The organism is Oscillatoria sp. FACHB-1406, assembly GCF_014698145.1.
GTDB lineage: Bacteria > Cyanobacteriota > Cyanobacteriia > Cyanobacteriales > Spirulinaceae > FACHB-1406.
Genome location: NZ_JACJSM010000025.1, coordinates 39,303 through 61,726 on the forward strand (window position 1 = coordinate 39,303; position 22,424 = coordinate 61,726).

Sequence of the window (22,424 nt, forward strand, 5' to 3'; positions counted from 1 at the left end):
CCCCACAACGGAAGTCGAGGACTTGAATAGCGTTTCTGGGCATTTTATAGCGTTTTTCATCTACGTGAGTTACACTTTTTGAAAAAGTCCTTCTTAGTAATACCAATTTAAGATTACGTTGCCTAGAATAAACTCTCCTAAATTATCAGGATAGCGGTTCGTTACGCTTCGCTAACACACCCTACTTTTCATTCTATGCAGCGACCCATCAATCTGGTATAAGGGAGATTTTATGGGCGCGGATTTCGAGTAGACCTCAAAATTAAACAACGCTCCGTGGCGGCTCGCTCTGTGCCTGTTAAAATTAGTTGCGCTGTGACCTGAAATTACGAATTACGAATTACGAATTATGTCGTTTAAGCACTTGACTGAGATATTACACTGAGAAGCCATAAAATACGACCGAGTATAATATTTCTTTAATGAGTATTTATACTGTGGCTAGTTGAGAAAACCGTTGTTATGGGCGCACTTTGAATCGTAGATTTGTTCGATGAGGATAGCAGTGTCAATCCAAGATTTAACCCGTTCGATCGCATCGGCAATTCCCCCTTCTAGCGTAGGAATGCCATAAATCGGATAGGGATCTAAAGGGTGCTGGCAACGAATCCAAAGCCGCGCTTTAACAGTTTGAGCGACAATGTGCCAACCACGATAGTTAATTGTAGAGTCTAAAGGACGGTCTCGAATCACGCGATTGAATTCAGTCAACAGCAGCATCGTAATTGCACACCTCTTCAACAATATGCCACTATCCTAAACGATCTATACACTCAAGCCAGAAAATTCATGGCTTATACTCTATGTCTCTCCTTTCCCTTCCCGAAACATTGTATCAGCGCCGCCAGCGCCTAACCGAAAAGTTTTACTTTCCCGTTATTCTTTGGTCCGGTGGCGCACTTTCGCGAAACTTCCCGGCTAACCGCTTTCCTTTCCGAGCTAGCAGTCATTTCCTCTATTTTAGTGGATTTCCGTTAGAAAATGCGGCAATTCGCTTAGAAGCGGGCAAACTAGAATTGTTTGTTGACGATCCAGAACCCGGAAGCGCTCTTTGGCACGGAGAGATGCCCAATCGAGAAGAAATTGCTCGGAGTATGGGTGCGGATGCTGCCTACCCGCTAGCGGAGTTGGAGTCCAGAACTGGCGACGCTGCTACCATTGCCGTCCAGGATTTTCGGACTTGGGGGGAACAAGCGAAATTGCTACAGCGCCCGGTGTTACCCGCGCACCAACGCGATGAGGGTACTTTACCGGACAGTTGCAATCGCGATCGCGAACTCGCCAAAGCGATTGTTGCACTGCGCCTAACCCACGATGAAGGCGCACTCTCTCAGTTGCGTCTCGCTGCCGATATTGCCGTAGCAGCGCATCGAGTAGGGATGCAAACGACTCCTCGGGTTACGACTGAAGCAGAAGTACGGGGCGCAATTGAAGCCGTCTTTACGGCTCGCCAAGCCACCTGCGCCTACAATAGTATCGTTACCGTACAAGGGGAAGTTCTCCACAACGAACGCAGCGATCGCGCCCTGCAACCCGGAGACTTACTCCTCGTCGATGCAGGCGCAGAAACGCCCCTCGGTTGGGCTTCCGATATTACGCGCACCTATCCCGTCACCGGGAAATTCTCGCCGACGCAGCGCGATATTTACCAGCTTGTCCTCGCCGCGCACGATGCGTGCATTGCTAAGATGCAGCCCGGAGTGGAATACCGAGAGATTCATCTTCTCGCCGCTTCCGTCCTCGCCGAAGGTTTAGTCGAGTTGGGAATCTTGCAGGGAAACCCAACTGATTTAGTCGAACGAGACGCGCACGCTCTCTTCTTTCCCCACGGAATCGGGCATTCACTGGGGTTAGACGTTCACGATCTGGAAGATTTAGGCGATTTGGCGGGGTACGCAGAAGGACGCAAAAGGAGCGATCGCTTTGGTTTGAGTTACTTGCGCCTCGATCGCCCTTTACAAGCAGGAATGCTCGTAACCATCGAACCCGGATTTTACCAAGTTCCGGGCATCCTAAACGATCCAAAACTGCGATCGCAATATCGCAAGGATGTTAATTGGGAACGACTCGAACAGTTCGCCGATACGCGCGGTATCCGGATTGAAGATGATGTTTTAGTGACTGAATCGGGAACGGAGATCTTAACGGCGGCGCTGCCGAACGCGATCGCACAAATCGAGCAAATAATTCGTAATTCGTAATTCGTAATTCGTAATTCGTAATTCGTAATTCGTAATTAATACCAATGACGAACGATCGATATGCAAGTAGGTAGGGCTATAAAATCGGTCGTTCTAGAACTTTACTATCAATCCAGCTACGGACGAAGCGTGCAGGGAATCTGTATTTTCTGTAGCTGGAACCTTAAAATTAGTTACTCTACGCTCTGCAATTACGAATTACGAATCAATAATTAATAATTAATAATTAATAATTATAGTTGCTCTACGTTCTGCAATTACGAATTACGAATTACGAATTACGAATTAATACTTATAGAGTCACCCTGGATTACTAATTGGAAAAGAGATGGAGATGCACCAGGGTTAATCGATCTGAGTCTTTAGATAGGCGTGCTTGAGGCGAGCTTGCTCGATGTTTTTCTCTCGTTCGAGCGCGAATGGGTGCGATGCTTTACTACTGCATCAGCGAGGGAAAAATCCGGCTAGCGCACGGAATTCTGGTATTTGAAGTTTCGTTTTTTTCCGCAGGGGTATTGCTTTCAACAGTGGGTAAGCTGGCTGTTTCCGAACGATTTGCCACTTCCACTTCCCTCGAGGCGAAGGCAGTCGCTTCTTCTAAGGCTGAGGTCGAATGTACGGCATCCAGATTCTGTTCCGGCGTTGCTGAAGCTTCGGGTATAGCTTGTGCTTGACTCGTACCAAAAACAAAAATACTACTACTAACGAGGGAAAAGCATAATACGGAAAAAGCAGATTTAAACATCAAAAAAACTCCCTAGCTCAACTTTTGATGTAACTAAGTTAACTTCTCTTCTCCTTACTTTCCAATAGGAATCCTACTGAATTCCTGAATCTTTACTCTATCTTCAAATACACTTACGCATCGGCAATTTCCACGGGATGAGGTAAAGCGCGAGCTTCATGAAAAATCTAAATTTTGGTTATTGACGTGAAAATTTGGCTGCATTGAAGAGACTAGCAGGGTCAGACAATCGGAGGGGGGGGCTGCCCTGACTGCCAAAAAATTAGGGGTAACTGCGATCGGAACCTTGGTCAGTGGTAGCGGAAAACAGCGAAGGCTCGGTAGAAACGCTTTCTCACCTTCCCAAACATCGCCTAGATCGAAAATTCGCACCGAGCCATACGACTCGATGCGAATAGATTGTTAGTGCATGGGCAAGGAGAGACTCGAACTCTCATGACCGGGGCCGCCGCATTTTGAGTGCGGTGCGTCTACCAATTCCGCCACTTGCCCTTGGACGCACTTTTACCATTATAACCCATTTTTGCCAGATCGATCGCATTTTGATATTCCGGAGAACCGGCCCAGCGATCGATCTCGCGGGCGCGCAGAACGGGAACGGGATGGGTCAGTTGGGCGGTTTGAGCGGTTTTGAGCATTTCTCCGAGTTGAGTCGTGCCGATCGCGTCATAATCGCGCGCTTGGGCGATAAACGCATCGAGATTGAGTTGGGGGGCCAAAGTCGGCGAACCGCCAGCCAGCTTCATTAGCACGGACATCACGACTTTTGGATCTTGTAGGGTTAAAAGGGCAGCGCGATCGCAACTAAACTCCGCACACCGCAACCATTCCAGCATCCGAGCTTGTAACGATTGGGCGATAACCGTCCCCCACATCGGTAACAAATTCGCGCCCAAAACAATCAAATTCGCCATCGTTAAATAAACGCCGTGTTCGCACTTCAAATGTCCCAACTCGTGCGCCATCACCGCTTGAATTTCTTCGGGCGTTAGCATTTCAATCAGCGAAGTATGCAGCACCATAAAAGGCTGCCGTCCTCGCATAGCAAAAGTATAGGCATTAGGAACGGGATTTTGCTGCACGTAAAGTTGCGGCGCTTCGATATCGAGAATTTTTGCCGCTTCGAGCAGAAGGGCGTGTAAGTGGGGCAGTTGATTTTCGCCCACCCGAACGCTAGAAGCAATATTATTGAGGTAAAAAAATTGTTCGGCTACCGGCCCGAGTAAGGTGCGAATTGCCACATCCAATCCCGGTAATTGTTTGAGGGCTTGAGTGGCGGTTAAATCCAAGGGGTGGCGAAATTGGTCGGCTTTTAGACCGATAAGCGTTGTTTTTGAATACATGATTTTTTCAATTATCCAATTAACAGCGAACAGTTATTCAGTGAAGGATTATCAGTTAACAGTAAAGCGTTAATTCAGTACAGTTAACTGATAACTGTTTACTGTTCCAGCCACGTTTTAACGCGCTGGAGGCTTTTCCAGTCGGGTTTGCGCGTTAAGCCATCTTCAATATTTTCCTGAATATCGCGCCGAAGATCGGCATCGAGAGCCATAATTTGCTGAACTAAATCGATGTGTTCGCGCACGCCTTTTTTATCAGTTTCCAGCATAGCGAGGGCAAGATTAATTCGGGCTTGTGGCGCTCGATTGTCGCATTTAACCGCTTTTTGCGCGGCTTTCAGAGCAGCTTGAGGCTTATCAACTAGGAGGTATAACCAAGATAAACTCGTCCAAGCCGCAGCGTTTTTGGGGGCGCGATCGCTGATTTCTTTAAAAGTCGAAATTAGCGTTTCGGGTTCTTCTCCGGCTCTATATCGCTCAAATCCTTTATCAAAAAGCGTTTCAACAGTTTCGGTCATTCTCAATGAATCGTGAATAGTGAATAGCGAGCAGTTGTATAATCTTCATCGCCCCCTCGCCCTCTCGCCCGGTACGCTGCCTGTCCGGAGCGAAGTCGAAGGGAGCGAAGTCGGAAGCGCTCTCCTCCCTCCCTTTAGGGCTTAAACGCCGAAAGACTTACCGCAACCGCAGGTTTGATTGGCATTGGGGTTAGTGAACTGGAACCCGCCGCCGATCATGGCGTTGCTATAGTCTAGGACTAAACCGTATAAGTAGAGCATACTTTTCGGATCGCACACAATTTTGAAACCTTCGTAGTCAAAGACGCGATCGTCTTCGCGGGTTCTGCTAGGGTCTTCAAAGTCCATCATATAGGACATCCCGGAACAGCCGCCGCTGCGAACGCCGACACGCAGATACAAGTCTTTTCCTTGCTGTTGACGCAGCATTTGGATATGCTTGAGTGCTGTCTCGGTTAGGAGGATTCCTTGTTGGGGTTGAGTGGCTTGTGTCATAGATGTAGGTCAATCCTAAATTTTATGGATGGGGTTTTAACAATATGTTGCTACCGCGACCGCTGAGGTCAAGTTTACCGTTAAATGTTTGCTATTACTAAAGAGGAGAGTTCGCGCTCCGGCTGCCCTCTACTGTTGTCTATCATAACGATTTCTGTTGAAAGGGTCGCGCTAGGAAGGCGAGGCGATTTTAGGGACGGCAGTGCTTTTGCCTCGAGGTTCGAGGCGTAGTGAAACGAGAGCTTGGGTTTGTCGAGCTAAGCCGAGGTCTTTGGGTATCTTTCCGAATCTGCAATTGGGTTAATTTTTCATGAATAGTCTTCATCCATCTACGCTGCGTCGTCTCAAAAAGATTTCTCAAATTCCGAGCGTTTGGGAAGGCGATCGCCGTCCTTTAGGCGGTATGGCGCGGGAACTCGATCCCGATGCTGCTGATGAAAACGGGGATTGTATTATTTGGGTGGACGGTTCTGAGGGACTGGTACGCGCGATGGATGTGGTGTCGTTGGAGATGGGGCCCGAGGCGGTGGTTCGCACGCTACTGCGCGCGATCGAAAATCCTCACAGTCCCGCTCGTCCGGCTCGCCCGCAAAAGATTGTGGTGCGCGATCGCGAAATTCATTTTTTTCTGCGCGGAACCCTGCAAGATCTCGATATCGATATCGATTACGTTCCTGAATTGCCGCTGATCGATGAATTGTTTCGCGGCTTCGAGCAAATGGGAAACGATCGCCCGCCCCATCTCCCACCCAAGTTCGCCAAGTCTTTACAACAAGCGGCGAGCGAGCTTTGGAAGCTCGCGCCGTGGGAGTTTTTGGGCGACCATCAAATTATCTCGATTTGCCTCAATCGCTGGGATATCGAGAATCTTTATGTTTCGGTGATGGGGATGTTGGGGCAAGAGTATGGCGTACTGTTGTATCGTTCTTTAGAATCTCTCGAACGTTTCCGCGCTGCTGCGATCGCCGAACGTTCCCCCGAACGTTTAGAAAAAGCCTTCTTATCACAAGATTGTTGGTTTGTCAACTACTCGACCGATGCCGATGACTTTGACGAGAGCGAGGACGATCTCGCCGATTGGCCCTTAGAAGAAATTTACCCAATTTTCGGCAGCGTCCATCCTTACGAAGGAATGAGACCTTTTTTAGACGAAGAAGAGGCGATCGCAGTTTACGCAGCCGTTAAAGCGCTGACGAGCTTCATCCAAGCCAAACGCAAACTTTTAGCTCGCGAACCGGGTGAAACTCTCCCCACCGCCAGCAAGCGCTGTCGCATCGCACTTCCCCCCGAATGCGAAAACCCGCAGACGCTCTCGATTGAAGTTTCCACCCTGCCGGAATTATCCGCCCAATTCCTCGAAGCGATGGAACTCGAGGAGCTTAATTTTGATGAAGAAGAAGATGATGATGATGATGAAGGTTCCTCCCTCGACGTTCCCATCCAAGATGACTTAATTCCCGCAGATGCTTTGGTTTCTCTAACGATTTTACCTTGGGAAAAAGTCGAACCCATACGCGCCGATCGCCAAAAATATTATCCATCCCCCTCCGCGAAAAGCAGTGGGGAAACCGTCGGAAAAGGGCTTCCCGTCGCGATCGTGCAAACTTCTCGTCCGAAAGTCAAAAAAATTGTCGCCGTACTCGCAGCGAACGACGGATTGAAAGGAATTTGCTTGAATCCCGGAGAAGATCCGTTTACCGATACGCTTTACGAACTCGGATTGCTGCAAGCAGAGAACGGCAATATTTACCTATTTAAAGAATTTTTAGCCGAGGAGCCAGACTATCTCAAAGCGCGTCAAGAATGGGAACAAGCATTGCAAGTAACGAAAGGCTGTTGCGGTTTAATTTTAGCGATGGGCGCGAAAGGAACTTCGCGCGGCAATCCTCGCCCGAAGGATTTGCTAGCGCTTTTTGAAACGAAAGTGCTTTCTGCTGAAGAACTGGGAACGGGAGTTTTGCAGTTAATGCCGCAGTTTGGTTTTGAGTTGGATTGGTAAGGAAGGACGTGCTGGCTCCTCAGCAATTTTTTGTTACGGTTGAAAGAACGCAATCTTCTATCGCTTTAGCTCGCTCGGGAATCTATGCTACCTGTTATTTATAGCGATCGCTTCCTCGAACATCTCACCGGACGCTTGCACCCAGAACGTCCCGAACGCCTCACTGCCATTGTCGAAGCCATTAAAGCATCACCCCATCGCGATCGCGTCGATTGGCAACTCCCCACGCCCTTAGCAGAACGGGATGTAATGCCTTGGCTGGAGAAAATTCATCAGCCTCAATATATCGCCCTCGTTCGCGAAATTGCGGAAAACGGCGGTGGATACCTCGATGCGGATACGCCCGTTTCGCCTCAGAGTTACGATGTTGCCCTCCTCGCCGTCAGTGCTTGGCTCGATGGAGTCGATCGCGTCCTCGCCTCAAATAACCCCGCCTTCGTGCTGGCGCGTCCTCCCGGACACCATGCCGAACACCGATCCGGGATGGGATTTTGCCTGTTTTCCAACGCCGCGATCGCCGCCTTTTACGCCCTCGAACAGCCCGGAATTCGCCGCGTTGCTATCTTAGATTGGGACGTTCACCACGGCAACGGCACGCAATACATCACCGAAGACAGCGCCAAGATTGCCTACTGTTCCTTGCATCAATCTCCTTGCTATCCCGGAACTGGGCGCATTGAGGAGTGTGGGCGATACGACAACGTTCTCAATATCCCCATGCGTCCCGGCAGTACGATTGGGGAATATTCATTGGCTTTTGAGGAAAAAGTCAAGCCTTTCTTAACAGAATTTAACCCCGACTTGTTAATTGTCAGCGCGGGCTACGATGCCAATCGCGCCGATCGACTGGCAGGAATCGACCTGGAACCGGAGGATTTCGGCACTTTCACCGAAGTCATCTTACAGCTAACGCGACGAATTGTGTTTGGTTTGGAGGGCGGTTACGATCTCGAGGCTTTGGGGCGATCGGTTGTTGCCACAATTGAGCCAATAATTCGTAATTCGTAATTCGTAATTCGTAATTCGTAATTCGTAATTCGTAATTCGTAGTTCGTAATTCGTAATTCGTAATTCGTAATTCGTAATTCGTAATTCGTAGTTCGTAATTCGTAATTCGTAATTCGTAATTCGTAATTCACCATTCATAATTCATAATTCATAATTCATAATTCATAATTTTAGGTCGCCGTTATTTGAAGGGTGGAAACTCGGATAGCTAACAAGTAGCGCTATAACCCACAGTAATTTATCGGAATTAATCCCGTAAAAATAATAAAATCCCCCGATGAAGGGGGATTTCTTGTAGCGCCATAGATTTTAAGAATTAAACGCTAGCTAAACGGAATGCCGAGCCTAAACCAGCGGCGATTTCTTCAGGGGAAATCTTACCATCGCCATTCAGATCGAGGGCATCAAAAACCGCATCCGATCCCATCCATTCTTCGCGAGTAATTGCGCCATCGCCATCGAGATCGTAAATTGCGAAGATATCGCAAGCGGGTTGTTGTGGAGTCTCTGTTGTTTCTATGGCGGAGAGTCGTTCGGTTAAGAGTTTCTCGAGCGCTTCTAGGGCTTTTGAGAATCCGAGAATCCCTTCTTCTAGCTTTTGGGAAGCCATGCGATCTTCGGCGTGCATCTTCTCGAAAGTTTCCTTATCCATTGTCAGTTTTTCGAGATCTTCCTTCGCTGCTGTTTCGGGACAGAGTTTGCGAGGCAGTTCGTTTTCTGTCGATCGCAATTCATCGAGCAGTTTCGGCGAAATTGTCAGCAAATCGCAACCGGCTAACTCAGTAATTTCGCCAATATTGCGGAAGCTTGCGCCCATAACTTCCGTCTGGTAGCCAAATTTCTTGTAATAGTTGTAAATCTTCGTTACAGACTCTACGCCCGGATCTTCAGCCGGGGCATAATCGCGTCCGGTTTCCTGCTTGTACCAATCGAGAATGCGTCCGACAAAGGGAGAAATCAGGGTTACGCCCGCTTCCGCACAGGCGACTGCTTGGTGGAAGCCGAAAAGGAGCGTTAAATTGCAGTGAATACCTTCTTTTTCCAGGATTTCCGCCGCGCGAATTCCTTCCCAGGTCGAAGCAATTTTAATTAAGATGCGATCGCGCGAAACGCCCGCTGCTTCATATTCCGAAATTAAGTAGCGTGCCTTAGCTAGCGTCGCTTCCGTATCGTAGGACAACCGCGCGTCTACTTCCGTCGAAACGCGCCCGGGAATAATTTCGAGAATTTTCCGCCCAAAGGCGACAGCTAAGCGATCGAAGGCTAAAGTAGCGACTTCAGACGCATCCGCCCCATCCCCTAAGTCCTTTCTCGCCTGCTTGAGGGTATCATCGACAATCGCTTGATACTGAGGCATTTCCGCCGCTGCGGTAATCAAAGACGGGTTCGTCGTCGCATCTCGCGGTGTAAACGTTTCGATCGCTTGGATATCTCCGGTATCTGCGACGACAATCGTCATTTCTCGCAGTTGTTCGAGCAAGTTCCCAGCCATGTTCAACTCCTAGGGTTTAAGTCTCCGGTCGAAGGGTATTAAATCTTCAACTGCCTCAATTGTATTGCGGATCTCGTGCTGACCGTTCCGGAGAGGATGCGCTGGTTTTAATGGCTAAAAGCTTTGTAGGGAGAGGGATTGAGCGGTTGCTTTTGGGGTGTTGCTTTCTAAAGAAAGACTAAAGAAAAGAGGAACAAAATGCCAGCGCAAACTAAAAGCGCGATCGCTCCGCCTCGATCGATTCTCCATCCTCCGCGATAAACTCAGTGTATAGATTTTTTCAAAGTATTACTCTATCTCTACCACAGCAATTACTCGTCTATCGAACTCAGGTTGAACAGGTTCTCTAGCGTCGAAGCGTCGTTCATCTAACCCAAGATAGATCGGAGTCTCGCTCGAAACTCTATCTTAAGACTTTAGCGATCGCGTCCTTCTCCGAGTTAATCTTCAAATTAATCAAGTTTTTATAAATTAGAAAAAATTCGCCATTCAGGAGAAAAGCGATGCCCGGTCAAGACCCGTCCAAAATCAAAATGGGAACGATTGAAGAAGAAGAAAAAGATATATCCATGCAAGGTAAGGTGATTTTGGGCATCGATCCTGATGGCGGTCGAGTGGTATTCTTCCGAGATATTGACATTGAAACCGAAGATACAAAACTCACTGCTTATCTGGCAACCGACGGTAATTTGAACAAAAGTCTCGAACTGGGCGAGCTTAAAGCAATGAACGGCAGTTTTAACCTTCCTGTCCCCGATGGAATCGATACTGCTCCCTATAATACCGTCATCATTCGCAATCCGAAAAGTAAGAAAAAAATGGCTGTTGTCGAGCTATAAGCTTACAATTTAATCATTACTCCGAATAGACAAACAGAGCCAATCTCCATCAGTTACAAAGAAAATCAGACGGGCAATTTGTTCGTCTGAGTTTTTTTATGGCAGGGTTAATATTAACGATGAGTACATCGGTATACCGCATCGTTTAAAATTAGGAAACAAAGCTTCTCGAGGTCGTATTGCTTATGACTGTTTCCCTCGATCGCGAAATTCTCTACCCCGACAGCGACGGACAACCGATGGCCGATAATACAAAACAATATCGCTGGATTGTCTTAATTAAAGAAAATCTCGAACTTCTCCTCGCCGAAAATCCTGAAGTCTTTGTAGCAGGGGATTTGCTATGGTATGCAGTTGAAGGTTCCCCCAAAATCCGCATCGCCCCCGATGTTATGATAATCTTCGGACGACCAAAAGGCGATCGCGGTTCTTACCAACAGTGGAAAGAAGACAACATCGCCCCGCAAGTTATCTTTGAGATTCTCTCTCCGGGGAATCGTTTCAAGGAGATGGTCAAAAAGTTCAATTTCTACAATCGCTATGGGGTAGAAGAATATTACATTTACGACCCCGATACGAACGAACTCGATGGATTGCTGCGCGAAGAAGGAGACTTAACCTTTGTTGAAGAAATGGACGGGTTTACCAGTCCGAGGTTGGGGATTCGTTTTGTTTTAACTCCGGAAACGCTGTCAATTTATCGTCCCGACGGGCGAAAGTTTCTGACTACGCTCGAACTGGAAGAAAGGTTGCAACAAGCCACTCAGCGTGCAGAACAAGAAGCTCAACGGGCAGAACGATTAGCTGCTAAACTCCGAGCATTAGGAATCGACCCAGATAGTGAAAGTTAAATCGCCTACCTTGGGTTCCAACCCAAGTTAGAGCGTAAACTCACTTTCAAAAGATAGGGGCAGCTACATTGCGGCTGCCCCTACAATACCGTTAGGATTTTAACGTTACGTCAAACCAGAAACGACGACAAAGCCCAATACAGCAGCGAAAATAATCAACGCATAGAATTGCGCGCGTCCGCTTTCAAAGTATTTTAAGCCTTGACCGCCGAGGACAGTAACGAGTCCGGTGAAGTTAACAGCACCATCAACAACGCGATAGTCGATTTCCAGCATTTGCCGCGCGAGGCGACGGCTACCTTGGACGAAAAGCTTATTGTAGATGTTGTCAAAGTACCACTTGTTGAGAGAGAGTTGGTACAAGGGTTGGATTTTTTTGGCGATCGCGGCCGGGTCGATTTTCCCTTGCAAGTACATCACCGATGCCAGCGTAATCCCGATTAAGGCAATCCCAACGGAACTGCCGCCCATAATCAAAAACTCAGTCCAGTTGAAATGCGCGGAATGTTCGGCAATTTCAGCCGTCGTTTCTGCGGGGGCGTGAATAAACGCTTCAAAGGAGTTTGCCCAAGGACGACCCAACAAACCCACCAATACCGAAGGCACTGCTAGCGCGACTAAGGGGAAAGTCATCGTCCAGGGCGATTCGTGGGGTTCGTGGCTGTGGGAATGGCTGCTATGTTCCAACTCTTTCGGGTTCATTGCCCCGGGCGCGAAGGCGGGTTCGAGAACTTCTTCGCTTTCGGGTGGGGCAGCCGCAGCTTTCAATTGCTTGCGAAGGCCCATATCGTTGCCCCGGAATTTCCCTTCAAAAGTGCTGAAGTACATCCGGAACATATAAAAGGCGGTAATCCCAGCCGTCAGCCAACCCACTAACCACATTGCAGGGTTCGCTGCAAATGTCAAGCCTAAAATTTCATCCTTCGACCAGAACCCAGCGAAGGGGGGAATCCCGCAAATGGCGAGAGTGCCAACCAGGAAGGTGGTCGCGGTCACGGGCATATATTTCCGCAGGCCGCCCATCAAGCGCATATCTTGGGCTAAAACAGGGTCGTGACCGACAACGCCTTCCATGCCATGAATGACGGAACCGGAACCGAGGAAAAGCATCGCTTTGAAGTAGGCGTGGGTCATGAGGTGGAAAAGACCGGCGCTGTAAGCTCCAACGCCCATTGCCATGACCATGTAGCCTAACTGAGAGATGGTGGAGTAGGCGAGACCTTTTTTGATATCGTTTTGGGTGATGGCGATCGATGCACCGAGGAAGGCCGTAAACGTTCCCGTCCAAGCAATGGTATTCATAGCGACGGGAATATCTTCAAACACCGGATACATCCGAGCAATTAGGAAGACTCCGGCAGCGACCATCGTAGCCGCGTGGATGAGGGCGGAAATGGGCGTAGGGCCTTCCATTGCGTCCGGCAGCCAGACGTGGAGGGGGAACTGCGCGGATTTAGCGACGGGGCCGAGAAAGACGAGAATAGCTAAAAGAGCGGCTAAGCCCGACCAAATCGCGCCGGATGCGGTTAAGTCGTGCAACCGCTCTCCAATGATGCCAAATTCAAAGCTACCGGTCGCCCAATAGAGGCCGAGCATTCCCAACAGCAGACCAAAGTCGCCGACGCGGTTGGTAACGAAGGCTTTTTGGCAAGCGTCGGCGGCCGCTTTGCGATCGTACCAAAATCCGACGAGCAGGTAAGAACACATCCCGACCAATTCCCAGAAGATGTAAATCTGGACGAGGTTGGGACTGATGACCAAACCAAGCATCGAGGAGCCAAACAGGCTCAAATAAGAATAGAAGCGAACGTAGCCCGGATCGTGTGCCATGTAGCCATCGGTGTAAACCATGACCAAAAAGGCAACAGTCGTAACGATGACGAGCATTAACGAGGCGAGGGGATCGATGACATACCCCATCGTCAGATGGAAATCTCCGGCGGCAGCCCATTCAAAGCTGCGTTCGTAGGGTGCGTGACCTTGGATTTGACTCCACAGCAGGGCGAAGGAGTAACCCATCGCGATGCCCATTAAAGAGATGACCAATGCTGCGTTTGCTTGTCGGAGGCTGTTGGTCGCCTTATTAAAGGAGATAAGTCCGATACCGACGAGCATCGCTCCGGCCAAGGGCAGCACTGGGATTAACCAGGCATATTGATAGAGCGGTTCCATTAGCAATTCCTACTTTATATTTCTTCACTATTTGTAGAATACCGTGAACCATTGTGCCACAGACTGTTCTTTAAGGAAGCGATCGCACGAGGCGAGATCGATCGCGCCTTGTCCCTCAATCCGACAGCGTTACAGGCACGCTAAACTGAGAGAAAAATCGACGAATAGCAAACGGAATGGCAGAATTTAACGGGCTGACCGCTTTAGTGGGCGGCCTTCTGATTGGGACGAGCGCGACCCTGCTTTTAGCGTTTAACGGGCGCATTGCGGGGATTAGCGGGATGGTTAATGGTGCAATAAGTCTGGCTCGCTCGGAGCGCTGGCGCTGGCTATTTTTGTTGGGGATGGTGGCGGGCGGCACGCTTTACGAATACGTCCTCGCATCGCAACCTACGCCTCGTTCTACTTTTGCCCCGGCAGCGATGCTAACAGGCGGGTTGTTAGTCGGTTTCGGGACGCGCATGGGCAATGGCTGCACGAGCGGACACGGGGTATGCGGGTTGGGGCGCTTGTCGGCGCGCTCTTTAGCAGCAGTGCTGACATTCTTAGCGACGGGGTTTATAACGGTTTTTATGTCGCGCCATGCGTTTGCGGGAGCTTAAAGGAAAGAATGAAACAAAATTTAGTGGTTGTGTTATCGGGTTTATTGTTTGGTTTGGGTTTGGGTCTGTCGCAAATGATAGACCGCGATCGCGTCCTCGGTTTTCTCGATCTGGCTGGCACCTGGGATCCCACCCTCCTCTTCGTTCTTGGCGGTGCGGTCGGCGTAACCCTAATTTCCTTCCGCTTTATTCTGCGTCGCCCTCATCCATTCTTGGCTGAAAAATTCACCCTGCCGACTCGCAACGATATCGATCTACCTCTGTTGCTAGGTGCGGTGCTGTTTGGCATTGGGTGGGGAATTAGCGGTTACTGTCCGGGACCGGGGATCGTTTCGCTGATGTTGGGGGTTTGGAACCCGCTATTATTTTTAATCGCGTTGTTTGCGGGTTCTTTTGCCTACGAAGCTTACGCGCTAAATAGACGAGATTAGATAGCGCGATGCCCGATATGAACATACTGCTTCGTCCCCAGCGCAATTTAGATATTAAGGGGGCATCACTCCTCCAACAAAAAATTCTCAATTTGATGCCAATTCCGGAACATTCGGTGTGGGTTATCGACCTGATTGAGGTCAATACGATCGACCACTTCGGCTTAACGGCGTTGGTTGCCATCCGCAAAGTTGCCCGACAACATCAATGCCGTCTCTTTTTGTTAAATATGAAGCCATCGGTGCGCTCGATGTTAGAGATTACAGAACTCGATCTAGAATTTGATGAAATTGATAGCCTCGAGTACGCCTTCGATGCCAAAATTCATCTCGTTTTGTGCTAGTCGCGATCGCTAGCCGACTACTCTCTACAGAGCAAAGCCCGACTCTATTCTCTGCCGATCGCGCCGCGCAACGCTATAACGGAAACTGAGAGCTTCAAGTTGCGTCTAGTTTAACCAGTGGGAGCTAGAACTCTGCCCGTCAATTCCAACTTCTTTTTTAAAAATTTAAGCGATGTTAAACAGATCCTTAGCCTCTTTTTGGCGTTCCCAACGGCGTTGGTTCTACGGACTCCTCGCAGGTGTCACGGCGCTAAGCTTAATCGTCGGTACGCCGCAGCCGACGCAAGCGATTTCTTGGTGGGAACTCTTGATGCGCGGCGCTCAAATTTTTCAACTCTCGAATCTGTCCGACCAGCAGGAGGTTCAACTCGGACAGCAAATTAATCAACAGGTTGGCGTGCAGTTAAACCGCAAAGGTACGCCGATTTCCAATCATCGCGAAGCGACGGCCTATATAAATTCTATCGGGCAGCGTTTGGCAGCCGCGAGCGATCGCACCGATATTCCCTATACGTTTCAAGTTGTCGAAGATCCTGGAATAAACGCCTTTGCAACGATGGGCGGGTTTGTTTATATCAACGCCGGTTTGATGTACGAAGCCGAAAATGAAGCCGAACTCGCGAGTGTTATGGCCCACGAAATCGGGCATATTGTCGGACGGCACGCAGTCGGGCAAATGCGCCAGCAAGCCCTAGCTTCTGGGGCGCTTGCCGTCGCCGGACTCGACCAAAGCACGGCAGTTCAAATCGGGGTCGATCTTGCCCTTAATTTGCCTCACAGTCGCGGCGATGAATTCGATGCAGATCGCATCGGATTGGCGATGTTACGTCGTGCGGGCTATGCGCCTTCGGCAATGGTTAGCTTTATGCAAAAACTCCAACGCGGCGGTTCGCCCCCAGCTTTTTTAAGCACGCATCCTAATGTTAGCGATCGCGTCCAAACTTTGCGCCAAATGCTCCAAGAAAATCCTCCCACCGCCAGCGAAGTCAACGGTTTAGATGCTGTTTCTTATCGCAATTTACTCCGTCGTTTCGCTCAATAACGCTGACTCCGGAAACCCCCGATCGCCGTCTAGCGTCGGGGGTTTCCGGTACATCACAAAAGAGACTAAATCTCAACAGAGCAATTAACAGATCCGAACGTTATCAATTGTCCATTATCAATTATCCCTAAACCGTTGCGACAACGCCTTCGCTCTCCTCTCCAACGCGATTCACGCCGCACAGCGCATAAGTTCCTGCCGGTCGCGTCGTACTCGTCCGCGTCCCCGCCAAAATATCCACTAACTGCCAGCCGTTTGACTCCCGACGGTACAGCGTCCAAGCGCGCGTGCTGCCGTCCGTTACCGCCGTCCAACTCAACGTACCATTGTTGACCTTCAAATCTGCTGGCGGTTTTGGTGCGGGCGCTTTTAGGGAAGCTAAGGTCGGTACTAATGCAGGTTTGGGATAGATTTGCTGCTGGAACTGGGCAACTATGCCGTCGCGATCGCTCGAAAACGTCTGCATACTAAAATAAATATTGCCCAGCGCTAACTTAGAAGCCATCTGCCGCGTCAGACTCACCTGGTTCTTAAACTCATCAAACGTCCACGACGGTTGACCCAAACGCGCTAAATTATTCCCCGGGTAAACGTGCGCCCCCTTCGGGTTATTCTCCGTCCACCACTTCAACAACGTCGGATAACTCTGCTGTACTTGGTCGATGCGCCAATACAACTGCGGTGCGATATAATCCACCCAGCCTTCCGCCAACCACTTCTTCGGATCCGCATACAGCGTCTCGTACTGATCCATCCCCGTAATTCCCGGCGGTTGTCCCGGTCGATAAATTCCAAACGGCGAAATTCCGAACTTAACGTGGGGTTTAGCGGCAGTAATCCCGGTTTTCAGCCGTCTGACCATCTTATTCACATTATCCCTACGCCAATCGCTCGCGCTTAACGTTCCGCCCCCACTCCGATAAGCGTCGTAGGTTTTGCTATCGGGAAACGCTTGACCCTCCACCGGGTAAGGATAAAAATAATCGTCTAGGTGAATGCCATCGACATCATAGCGGTTCAGCACGTCCAAAATCACCGCATACGTCCTATCTTGCACCACCTGGAGTCCCGGATCCATCCAAGCTTGAGAACCATAGTTATACACGGCACTCGGTGTTTCTCGCATGATATGAGTCGCACCTAGCTGCGTACTCGCACTGGTTTTCGCACGGTAGGGATTAAACCAAGCGTGGAATTCGAGGTTGCGCTTGTGACACTCGTCAACCGCAAAGGCTAGCGGATCCCAAGCTGGGTTCGGCGCGCGTCCTTGCGTCCCCGTCAGCCAATGACTCCAAGGTTCTAAGGATGAGGGATAAAGGGCATCGCCTTCGGAGCGTACTTGTAAGATGACTGCATTGAGATTTAGATCTGCTGCCGTTTGAATGATTTTTAGGAGTTCTTGCTGTTGCTGTTGCGTCGTCAGCGATGATTGAGAAGGCCAATCGAGGTTCCATACCGTTGCCACCCAAACGGCGCGGAATTCTCGGGTGTGGGAAACTTTGACGGTGGTCGGTCCTTGGGCGGTGGGGGGCGGAACGATGTAGGGCGAGGCGATGGGACTGACTTGTCCGATGGCGACTAAGGCTTGATAAAGTATGGCGGCGACTTCAGCGCGAGTGGCGGGGCGGTTGGGCTCGAGGGCTTTGAGATTGGGGTAGTTGACGACTAAGCCTCTGCCGGTTGCAATGGCGATCGGAGTCCTCGCATAATTCTGAGTTGTTTCCCAATCTTGATATAACTTTGAGGCATCGATTCGGACGGCATCCGCATACTGAATTTCTAACCCATTAACCAGAGATACCCAAAGCTGAGCTTTAGTGAGTCCCGCTAAGGGTCGAAAGTCTAAGCTGGGATATCCAGCGAGTAAGCCCATTTCGTAGGTTCTTTTAATGGCTGGGGCTGCCCAATAATTAGGCGCAACATCTTTGAATTGAATTGCTGCACGTTTGGTTGGCAGCTTAAATGCTTGGTTTAAAACAGCGGCATACTGAGCGCGATTGACGATTTGGTTCGGTTTAAAGGTGCCATCGGGAAAGCCTGCAAGAATCCCTTTCGCGGCTAAGGCTTCGATAAATGGTCTGGCCCAATGATTGGTGATGTCTGAAAAATTTATCGCTGTCATCGGAGGATTTATCCCGTTAAGAGTAAGTCGATACGGAGGACATTTGGTCGTAAAGCGTGTTTGAATAGAACGTAGTTTAACTCTCAGCTATTCTCTTGACCAGAGCGCGATCGCTCCCTCTCACGTCTCTCTCGCCCTCTAGGCTTAACGCCAAGCCGCTTCGCTGTATCCTTCGGACGGGTCTCCCAGCTTGCCCATTTTTCTTTATCGACGCTTGTCATCATCTTTAAGAGAAGCTCTGAGAAATCGATTGGGTCGTTTAACATGAATAATCCCTTTCAGGAATGGCTTAGCAATAACCGATTTAAGCATTATGTGCCGATCGGATCGATCCTAATTTTTTCGAGTATTCTCTATCTCTATAAGCTCGATCGAAGAGGACTTTGGATCGATGAATTTATTAGTATTTTGGATGCTGATAAATGTGAATTTAATCGCGGTCGATTGCTTTATTATATCGTATTAAACCTCTGGCTGAAGATCGATGATAGCGATTCTTGGCTGCGAGGATTAGCGATTATTTTCGCGATGGGAAGTCTCGTTCTGCTCTACCAACTCGGACGATATTTATTTGGAGAAAAAATCGGCTTCCTTGCTGCTCTGATGCTCGCAGTCTCTCCCTTATTTATCAACCACGCTCAAGAAATTAGGTATTATACGATGAGCGTCTTTTTTGGGATCGCAGGGACTTTATTTCTAGCCCGCGCTCTCGATCGTCCTGAGAAGTCCTCTGATTATTTCGGGTGGTGTTTATGTCGTTTTTTATGCCTGATTACAACTCCCCTCAATGGAGTTTTATTATTTGCAGACTTTGCTATTATTATTGCCAAGTTCGGGAAACAGCGATCTCGACTTATCAAGTTTGGAACTGGGTTTTTACTCATTGGAATCGCCAGTATTCCCGCAGCGATATCAGTTAAAGACTCAGCTAATGCCCACATCTTAATTCTGCCGGTTCCCGGAATTGCCAATGTTTTGCGGGAATTAAGAATTCTAACTGTTTTTCCTTACCCGCCGTCACCACCCTATATTTCGACGTTGCTTCAAGGGTTTCTTTTTATGTTGTTGGGCCTGATGGGGTTCGCAATTTACCGACAGTGGCGATCGGAAAAATTTCGTTGGCTTCTTGCTTTTGCTTTTATACCAGCGGCTTCGATCTTTATTTTTTCCCATGCCTTCTTTTCAATTTGGAGCAGTCGTTATGTCATGCTCGTTCTACCCTACCTGCTCGCGATCTTAGCGATTGGTTGGCGAGAAATTAGCTTGAAATCGCGTCTGCTCGCTTTAGGTATTGCAGCAGCTTATGGAGTTGCAGTAAGTAGCGGCCTTTGGACTTATTACAATATGAAAAAACGTTATATGGGCGCATCGGATCGCTACCGCGACATTGCCCAGTTAATTGATACCAAGGAAGAGGTTGGAGATATTATTGTCTATTCAATCGTTCATAAAACTGATTTTCCTCTGAAGCATTACTATCGCGGTTTTGCTCCCATCTACCTCAAAGATTTAATCTCAGGAGAAGGAAAAAAGATTGAGAAAGTAAATACTGAAAAATGGTTGCAAGAGCTACCGCCCGTTCGCTCGCGGCTATGGCTGGTATATGGCCAGCAGAACCCCTATCTGCGCGCAGCGATCGCGGAGCGATTTAAGGTTAAAATTGAGAAAACTTTAGATGGAACCAGCGTTTTTTTACTCGAAGTGCAGTCGCAGTGAAGGGAATTGCTCCTCACTCCCCCAGTACAATGCAGTTTATCGGGCGAGTGCCTCAGTTCCTAGGTTCGCTTAAATTGATGGTAACTCCAAGCCTGCTATCCTTAAAAAAGACTAAAAATCTGTGTGAATCCAATGCCTCCATAAGAGGATAGAGCATCTACTGGCAAAAAAATTACGCAGAAACTGCGTCCACTTGCTTAAAAGAGTCTCAGACCTGAAACCTCGAATCACAACCCCGACGGATAAAAAATGCTAGCTTTTGCATATTGCTAAAAAGCGGTGTATGACCTCGAAAGATGGAAAAAGCTGGACAAAAATCGAAGCAAGTATGACTTTTTGACAGATTATGCAATATATTGTGATTAACTCACTCACGAATAGTCATCAGTTTCCTTTGAACTATAAGCGACAGTGCCACCCTAACGATAAACCAGAGAGTATGATTCAGGTATTTGGAGAGTTTCTCCTCAATTTGCCGGAAACTAAGGAGTATTTAATTGTCGGTTTTTCGCCTAGTTCAATCCCTTTAAAACAGCGATGGCATACAAATGGCCTTTCTGCGGATTTTTTAGCGGATTACATGACAACCTTTTTTCCGAGTCGAGAAAACGATCGCGACAGTATAACTCGGCGCATTGAGGTTAAGGGCGCAGTGAGTTATATTGCGAACGAACTCTTGGAAAATGCGATGAAGTTCAACGACGACTCTTCAGGAGAACCGATCGGTCTGAGCCTTCATTTACGCAGCGATCGCATCATTTTTCTCGTTTCCAATAGTGTGGCTGTGGATGCGATCGAAGGGTTTCAAAACTACATCTCAAAGCTAACGACTTTGAACCCGCAGGAACTCTATATCGATCAGTTAGAGAGTAATGCTCTCGAAGAGAAGCAATCTTCGCATCTCGGTTATTTAACGATGATGGTCGATTATGAGGCGAAGCTGGGCTGGAAGTTTGAAAAAATTCGCGAAGAGCCAGAAACAATTATGGTAACAACGATGGTTCAATTGGAAGTGTGAGCTATCCTTGCATCGCTCGCCCAAAAGAGAGCAACTCTTTGTTACAAGCAAAAGGCGTGCGGAGTTGAGAGGCTTAAGCTCTCGTCTTCTTGACTAGCCTTATTTAAAGATAACATCGATAATCCCTATTTTTTGGATGACAGGAATTTATGGATACGGAGATTAAAAGTGAAACGTATGGCGTGGAGTACGATGTCGAGGCTTCAACCATCCGTTGTTATGGATCTTTACGACTGGGAGGGATGCAAGAGTACGATCCAATTGTTCGGTTATTTCACGATGTTGTTACCCAAAACCCTCCCGCTCTGATGCTAGATCTCCGAGAGTTGGAGTTTCTCAATAGTTCTGGAATTAACGTTCTCTCAAAGTTTGTTATCCGGGTGCGCCAACAAAAAACGATCGCGCTCAAAATCATGGGTTCTCGGGCAATTCCCTGGCAGGGAAAATCGCTAAAAAACTTGCAACGATTGATGCCGACTTTAGAGTTAGAGTTGGTGTGAAGTCGAGCCTTGATAAGGGGAAAACTGAAGTTTGACCTTCAAGTCGGCGAAAACAGAACAACCCACATCGGTAAGATGAGGAGCAGAGCAATCGTGCCTAAAGAAAGGGAAGTAACAGCAAGTTCGCGATCGAGATCGTAGGTTTCCGCAATGACTAGAGTGGCAAAGGCTGGCGGCATTGCCATTTGTAAAACCAGGACGAAACGTTCCCAGGAGAGCGCGCCAAACTGGGAGAGAAGCATTCCCAGCAGCGACGGAACGAGCAACATTTTAATGGTTAAACTCACTGCCGCCGGTTGCCAATTTTTCCAAAAGCGAATTTGACTCAAACGCATTCCCATTAAGACCAGCGACAGCGCAACCGTCGTCCAGGCTAATAAGTGTAACCCCCGTTCGCCCGCTTCCGGAAGGGCGACGCGGCGAAGCCCCAAACCAACGGCGACGCTCCACAGGGTTGGATTGTTGAGGAGGGGAGCGAACCAAGTGCGAGAATTTTCTTCTGTGGCTCCCAAACGGGCCGCGATCGCAACGCCCAAGCCATACGCCCCAAATAGCGTACCTCCGAGATCGTAGAAGAGCGCCCAAGCAAAGTACCGCTCTCCCCCCAATCCAAGAACGATGGGATAGCCGAGATAGGCGGTATTTCCGACCATAGAACTCAGTAAAAAACTGCCCTGAAAAGCTCGTAAATCGGCTTGGGTAAGCTTTGATTCTGTTTTTGGGTTAAATTTGAGCCATAGCAGCGCTAAACTCGCTCCTAAGCCGATCGCTAACCACGCGATCGCGGGAGCCAACCACACCGCCCCCGAAAGTTTTGCACCTCGCAAAAAAGCAATGACGCTCAGCGGTACGCCCACCCAATACAGAAAGCGCCCCAGCTGAGCGGGAACGGTAGCGGGCAAAATGCGTCCCAATCCCCAGCCCAAGACTACGCCGCTGCCCAATCGCAGGTACAAGATTAAGAGTTGAGAGCCTAAATCGGTCAT

Annotated in this window: 21 protein-coding genes and 1 tRNA gene; 12 read left to right on the plus strand and 10 right to left on the minus strand. The window is 48.8% G+C overall.

Annotated features, from left to right (window positions below; translation table 11 throughout):
* Positions 1-441: 441 nt before the first annotated feature.
* Positions 442-720, minus strand: a complete 279-nt coding sequence (locus tag H6G50_RS19935; protein WP_190720283.1) for a hypothetical protein — start codon at positions 718-720, stop codon at positions 442-444.
* 83 nt (positions 721-803) lie between these two features.
* Between H6G50_RS19935 and H6G50_RS19940 the strand changes: the two genes are divergently transcribed.
* A complete protein-coding gene (locus H6G50_RS19940; RefSeq protein WP_190720286.1) occupies positions 804-2,201 on the plus strand; it encodes an aminopeptidase P family protein in 1,398 nt (465 codons plus the stop codon).
* 436 nt (positions 2,202-2,637) lie between these two features.
* On the opposite strand, the gene H6G50_RS19945 is transcribed toward H6G50_RS19940, so the two are convergent.
* The 5 genes from H6G50_RS19945 to H6G50_RS19965 form a co-directional block, all read right to left on the minus strand.
* Entirely contained in the window at positions 2,638-2,946 is a 309-nt protein-coding gene (locus H6G50_RS19945; RefSeq protein WP_190720289.1) for a hypothetical protein, read from the minus strand.
* Between the two features lie 410 nt (positions 2,947-3,356).
* A tRNA-Leu gene (locus tag H6G50_RS19950) sits at positions 3,357-3,438 on the minus strand.
* The gene (locus H6G50_RS19955) at positions 3,417-4,289 is read right to left on the minus strand and encodes a M48 family metallopeptidase (RefSeq protein ID WP_190720293.1); all 873 of its coding nucleotides are present in this window, start codon (positions 4,287-4,289) and stop codon (positions 3,417-3,419) included. Before H6G50_RS19955 ends, H6G50_RS19950 begins: the two co-directional genes overlap by 22 nt.
* 98 nt (positions 4,290-4,387) lie before the next feature.
* Positions 4,388-4,807, minus strand: coding sequence for a hypothetical protein (locus H6G50_RS19960; RefSeq protein WP_190720296.1), 420 nt, complete (start codon positions 4,805-4,807; stop codon positions 4,388-4,390).
* A 141-nt stretch (positions 4,808-4,948) separates the two neighbouring features.
* Positions 4,949-5,302, minus strand: coding sequence for an iron-sulfur cluster assembly accessory protein (locus H6G50_RS19965; RefSeq protein ID WP_190720298.1), 354 nt, complete (start codon positions 5,300-5,302; stop codon positions 4,949-4,951).
* Between the two features lie 310 nt (positions 5,303-5,612).
* On the opposite strand from H6G50_RS19965, the gene H6G50_RS19970 reads away from it, so the two are divergent.
* Positions 5,613-7,301 (plus strand): hypothetical protein, encoded by a 1,689-nt coding sequence (locus H6G50_RS19970; RefSeq protein ID WP_190720301.1) that lies wholly within the window; start codon positions 5,613-5,615, stop codon positions 7,299-7,301.
* An 84-nt stretch (positions 7,302-7,385) separates the two neighbouring features.
* Complete coding sequence (locus tag H6G50_RS19975) at positions 7,386-8,309, plus strand: histone deacetylase (RefSeq protein WP_190720304.1); 924 nt, start codon at positions 7,386-7,388, stop codon at positions 8,307-8,309.
* Positions 8,310-8,625: 316 nt separating this feature from the next.
* Here H6G50_RS19975 and H6G50_RS19980 read toward each other — a convergent pair whose 3' ends face one another.
* A complete protein-coding gene (locus H6G50_RS19980; protein ID WP_190720308.1) occupies positions 8,626-9,801 on the minus strand; it encodes a transaldolase in 1,176 nt (391 codons plus the stop codon).
* Between the two features lie 503 nt (positions 9,802-10,304).
* On the opposite strand from H6G50_RS19980, the gene H6G50_RS19985 reads away from it, so the two are divergent.
* Complete coding sequence (locus H6G50_RS19985; protein ID WP_190720311.1) at positions 10,305-10,640, plus strand: hypothetical protein; 336 nt, start codon at positions 10,305-10,307, stop codon at positions 10,638-10,640.
* A gap of 185 nt (positions 10,641-10,825) precedes the next feature.
* A complete protein-coding gene (locus H6G50_RS19990; RefSeq protein ID WP_190720314.1) occupies positions 10,826-11,491 on the plus strand; it encodes a Uma2 family endonuclease in 666 nt (221 codons plus the stop codon).
* A 105-nt stretch (positions 11,492-11,596) separates the two neighbouring features.
* Here the strand turns inward: H6G50_RS19990 and H6G50_RS19995 are convergent, their stop codons facing one another.
* On the minus strand, positions 11,597-13,663 hold the full coding sequence (locus tag H6G50_RS19995; protein WP_190720317.1) for an NAD(P)H-quinone oxidoreductase subunit 5: 2,067 nt from the start codon (positions 13,661-13,663) through the stop codon (positions 11,597-11,599).
* 176 nt (positions 13,664-13,839) lie between these two features.
* Between H6G50_RS19995 and H6G50_RS20000 the strand changes: the two genes are divergently transcribed.
* From H6G50_RS20000 to H6G50_RS20015, 4 genes are all read left to right on the plus strand, one after another.
* Positions 13,840-14,265: a YeeE/YedE thiosulfate transporter family protein gene (locus H6G50_RS20000; protein WP_190720320.1), complete on the plus strand. Its 426-nt coding sequence runs from the start codon at positions 13,840-13,842 to the stop codon at positions 14,263-14,265.
* 8 nt (positions 14,266-14,273) lie between these two features.
* Entirely contained in the window at positions 14,274-14,696 is a 423-nt protein-coding gene (locus H6G50_RS20005; RefSeq protein ID WP_190720323.1) for a DUF6691 family protein, read from the plus strand.
* 17 nt (positions 14,697-14,713) lie between these two features.
* On the plus strand, positions 14,714-15,040 hold the full coding sequence (locus H6G50_RS20010; RefSeq protein ID WP_190720414.1) for an STAS domain-containing protein: 327 nt from the start codon (positions 14,714-14,716) through the stop codon (positions 15,038-15,040).
* 172 nt (positions 15,041-15,212) lie between these two features.
* Positions 15,213-16,082 carry a M48 family metallopeptidase gene (locus H6G50_RS20015; protein WP_190720326.1) on the plus strand — a complete coding sequence of 290 codons (870 nt, stop codon included), beginning with the start codon at positions 15,213-15,215 and terminating at the stop codon, positions 16,080-16,082.
* Positions 16,083-16,209: 127 nt separating this feature from the next.
* Here H6G50_RS20015 and H6G50_RS20020 read toward each other — a convergent pair whose 3' ends face one another.
* Entirely contained in the window at positions 16,210-18,204 is a 1,995-nt protein-coding gene (locus H6G50_RS20020) for a family 10 glycosylhydrolase (protein ID WP_190720330.1), read from the minus strand.
* 264 nt (positions 18,205-18,468) lie between these two features.
* Between H6G50_RS20020 and H6G50_RS20025 the strand changes: the two genes are divergently transcribed.
* The 3 genes from H6G50_RS20025 to H6G50_RS20035 all read left to right on the plus strand — a co-directional run bounded on the left by H6G50_RS20025 (position 18,469) and on the right by H6G50_RS20035 (position 21,438).
* Positions 18,469-19,920 (plus strand): glycosyltransferase family 39 protein, encoded by a 1,452-nt coding sequence (locus tag H6G50_RS20025; RefSeq protein WP_190720333.1) that lies wholly within the window; start codon positions 18,469-18,471, stop codon positions 19,918-19,920.
* Between the two features lie 439 nt (positions 19,921-20,359).
* Positions 20,360-20,938 carry an ATP-binding protein gene (locus H6G50_RS20030; protein ID WP_190720337.1) on the plus strand — a complete coding sequence of 193 codons (579 nt, stop codon included), beginning with the start codon at positions 20,360-20,362 and terminating at the stop codon, positions 20,936-20,938.
* Positions 20,939-21,087: 149 nt separating this feature from the next.
* Positions 21,088-21,438 (plus strand): hypothetical protein, encoded by a 351-nt coding sequence (locus H6G50_RS20035; RefSeq protein ID WP_190720340.1) that lies wholly within the window; start codon positions 21,088-21,090, stop codon positions 21,436-21,438.
* A gap of 38 nt (positions 21,439-21,476) precedes the next feature.
* Here the strand turns inward: H6G50_RS20035 and H6G50_RS20040 are convergent, their stop codons facing one another.
* Complete coding sequence (locus H6G50_RS20040; RefSeq protein ID WP_190720343.1) at positions 21,477-22,424, minus strand: AEC family transporter; 948 nt, start codon at positions 22,422-22,424, stop codon at positions 21,477-21,479.

Excerpts from the sequence above, each read along its gene's own strand:
- H6G50_RS20010 (WP_190720414.1), top strand. The coding sequence starts at position 14,714 with ATGAACATACTGCTTCGTCCCCAGCGCAATTTAGATATTAAGGGGGCA.
- H6G50_RS19940 (WP_190720286.1), top strand. The coding sequence starts at position 804 with ATGTCTCTCCTTTCCCTTCCCGAAACATTGTATCAGCGCCGCCAGCGC.
- H6G50_RS20015 (WP_190720326.1), top strand. The coding sequence starts at position 15,213 with ATGTTAAACAGATCCTTAGCCTCTTTTTGGCGTTCCCAACGGCGTTGG.
- H6G50_RS20040 (WP_190720343.1), bottom strand. The coding sequence starts at position 22,424 with ATGACCGATTTAGGCTCTCAACTCTTAATCTTGTACCTGCGATTGGGC.
- H6G50_RS19990 (WP_190720314.1), top strand. The coding sequence starts at position 10,826 with ATGACTGTTTCCCTCGATCGCGAAATTCTCTACCCCGACAGCGACGGA.
- H6G50_RS19955 (WP_190720293.1), bottom strand. The coding sequence starts at position 4,289 with ATGTATTCAAAAACAACGCTTATCGGTCTAAAAGCCGACCAATTTCGC.
- H6G50_RS19970 (WP_190720301.1), top strand. The coding sequence starts at position 5,613 with ATGAATAGTCTTCATCCATCTACGCTGCGTCGTCTCAAAAAGATTTCT.
- H6G50_RS20000 (WP_190720320.1), top strand. The coding sequence starts at position 13,840 with ATGGCAGAATTTAACGGGCTGACCGCTTTAGTGGGCGGCCTTCTGATT.
- H6G50_RS20035 (WP_190720340.1), top strand. The coding sequence starts at position 21,088 with ATGGATACGGAGATTAAAAGTGAAACGTATGGCGTGGAGTACGATGTC.
- H6G50_RS20030 (WP_190720337.1), top strand. The coding sequence starts at position 20,360 with ATGATTCAGGTATTTGGAGAGTTTCTCCTCAATTTGCCGGAAACTAAG.
- H6G50_RS19985 (WP_190720311.1), top strand. The coding sequence starts at position 10,305 with ATGCCCGGTCAAGACCCGTCCAAAATCAAAATGGGAACGATTGAAGAA.
- H6G50_RS19995 (WP_190720317.1), bottom strand. The coding sequence starts at position 13,663 with ATGGAACCGCTCTATCAATATGCCTGGTTAATCCCAGTGCTGCCCTTG.
- H6G50_RS19965 (WP_190720298.1), bottom strand. The coding sequence starts at position 5,302 with ATGACACAAGCCACTCAACCCCAACAAGGAATCCTCCTAACCGAGACA.
- H6G50_RS20020 (WP_190720330.1), bottom strand. The coding sequence starts at position 18,204 with ATGACAGCGATAAATTTTTCAGACATCACCAATCATTGGGCCAGACCA.
- H6G50_RS19975 (WP_190720304.1), top strand. The coding sequence starts at position 7,386 with ATGCTACCTGTTATTTATAGCGATCGCTTCCTCGAACATCTCACCGGA.
- H6G50_RS19980 (WP_190720308.1), bottom strand. The coding sequence starts at position 9,801 with ATGGCTGGGAACTTGCTCGAACAACTGCGAGAAATGACGATTGTCGTC.
- H6G50_RS19935 (WP_190720283.1), bottom strand. The coding sequence starts at position 720 with ATGCTGCTGTTGACTGAATTCAATCGCGTGATTCGAGACCGTCCTTTA.
- H6G50_RS19960 (WP_190720296.1), bottom strand. The coding sequence starts at position 4,807 with ATGACCGAAACTGTTGAAACGCTTTTTGATAAAGGATTTGAGCGATAT.
- H6G50_RS19945 (WP_190720289.1), bottom strand. The coding sequence starts at position 2,946 with ATGTTTAAATCTGCTTTTTCCGTATTATGCTTTTCCCTCGTTAGTAGT.
- H6G50_RS20025 (WP_190720333.1), top strand. The coding sequence starts at position 18,469 with ATGAATAATCCCTTTCAGGAATGGCTTAGCAATAACCGATTTAAGCAT.
- H6G50_RS20005 (WP_190720323.1), top strand. The coding sequence starts at position 14,274 with ATGAAACAAAATTTAGTGGTTGTGTTATCGGGTTTATTGTTTGGTTTG.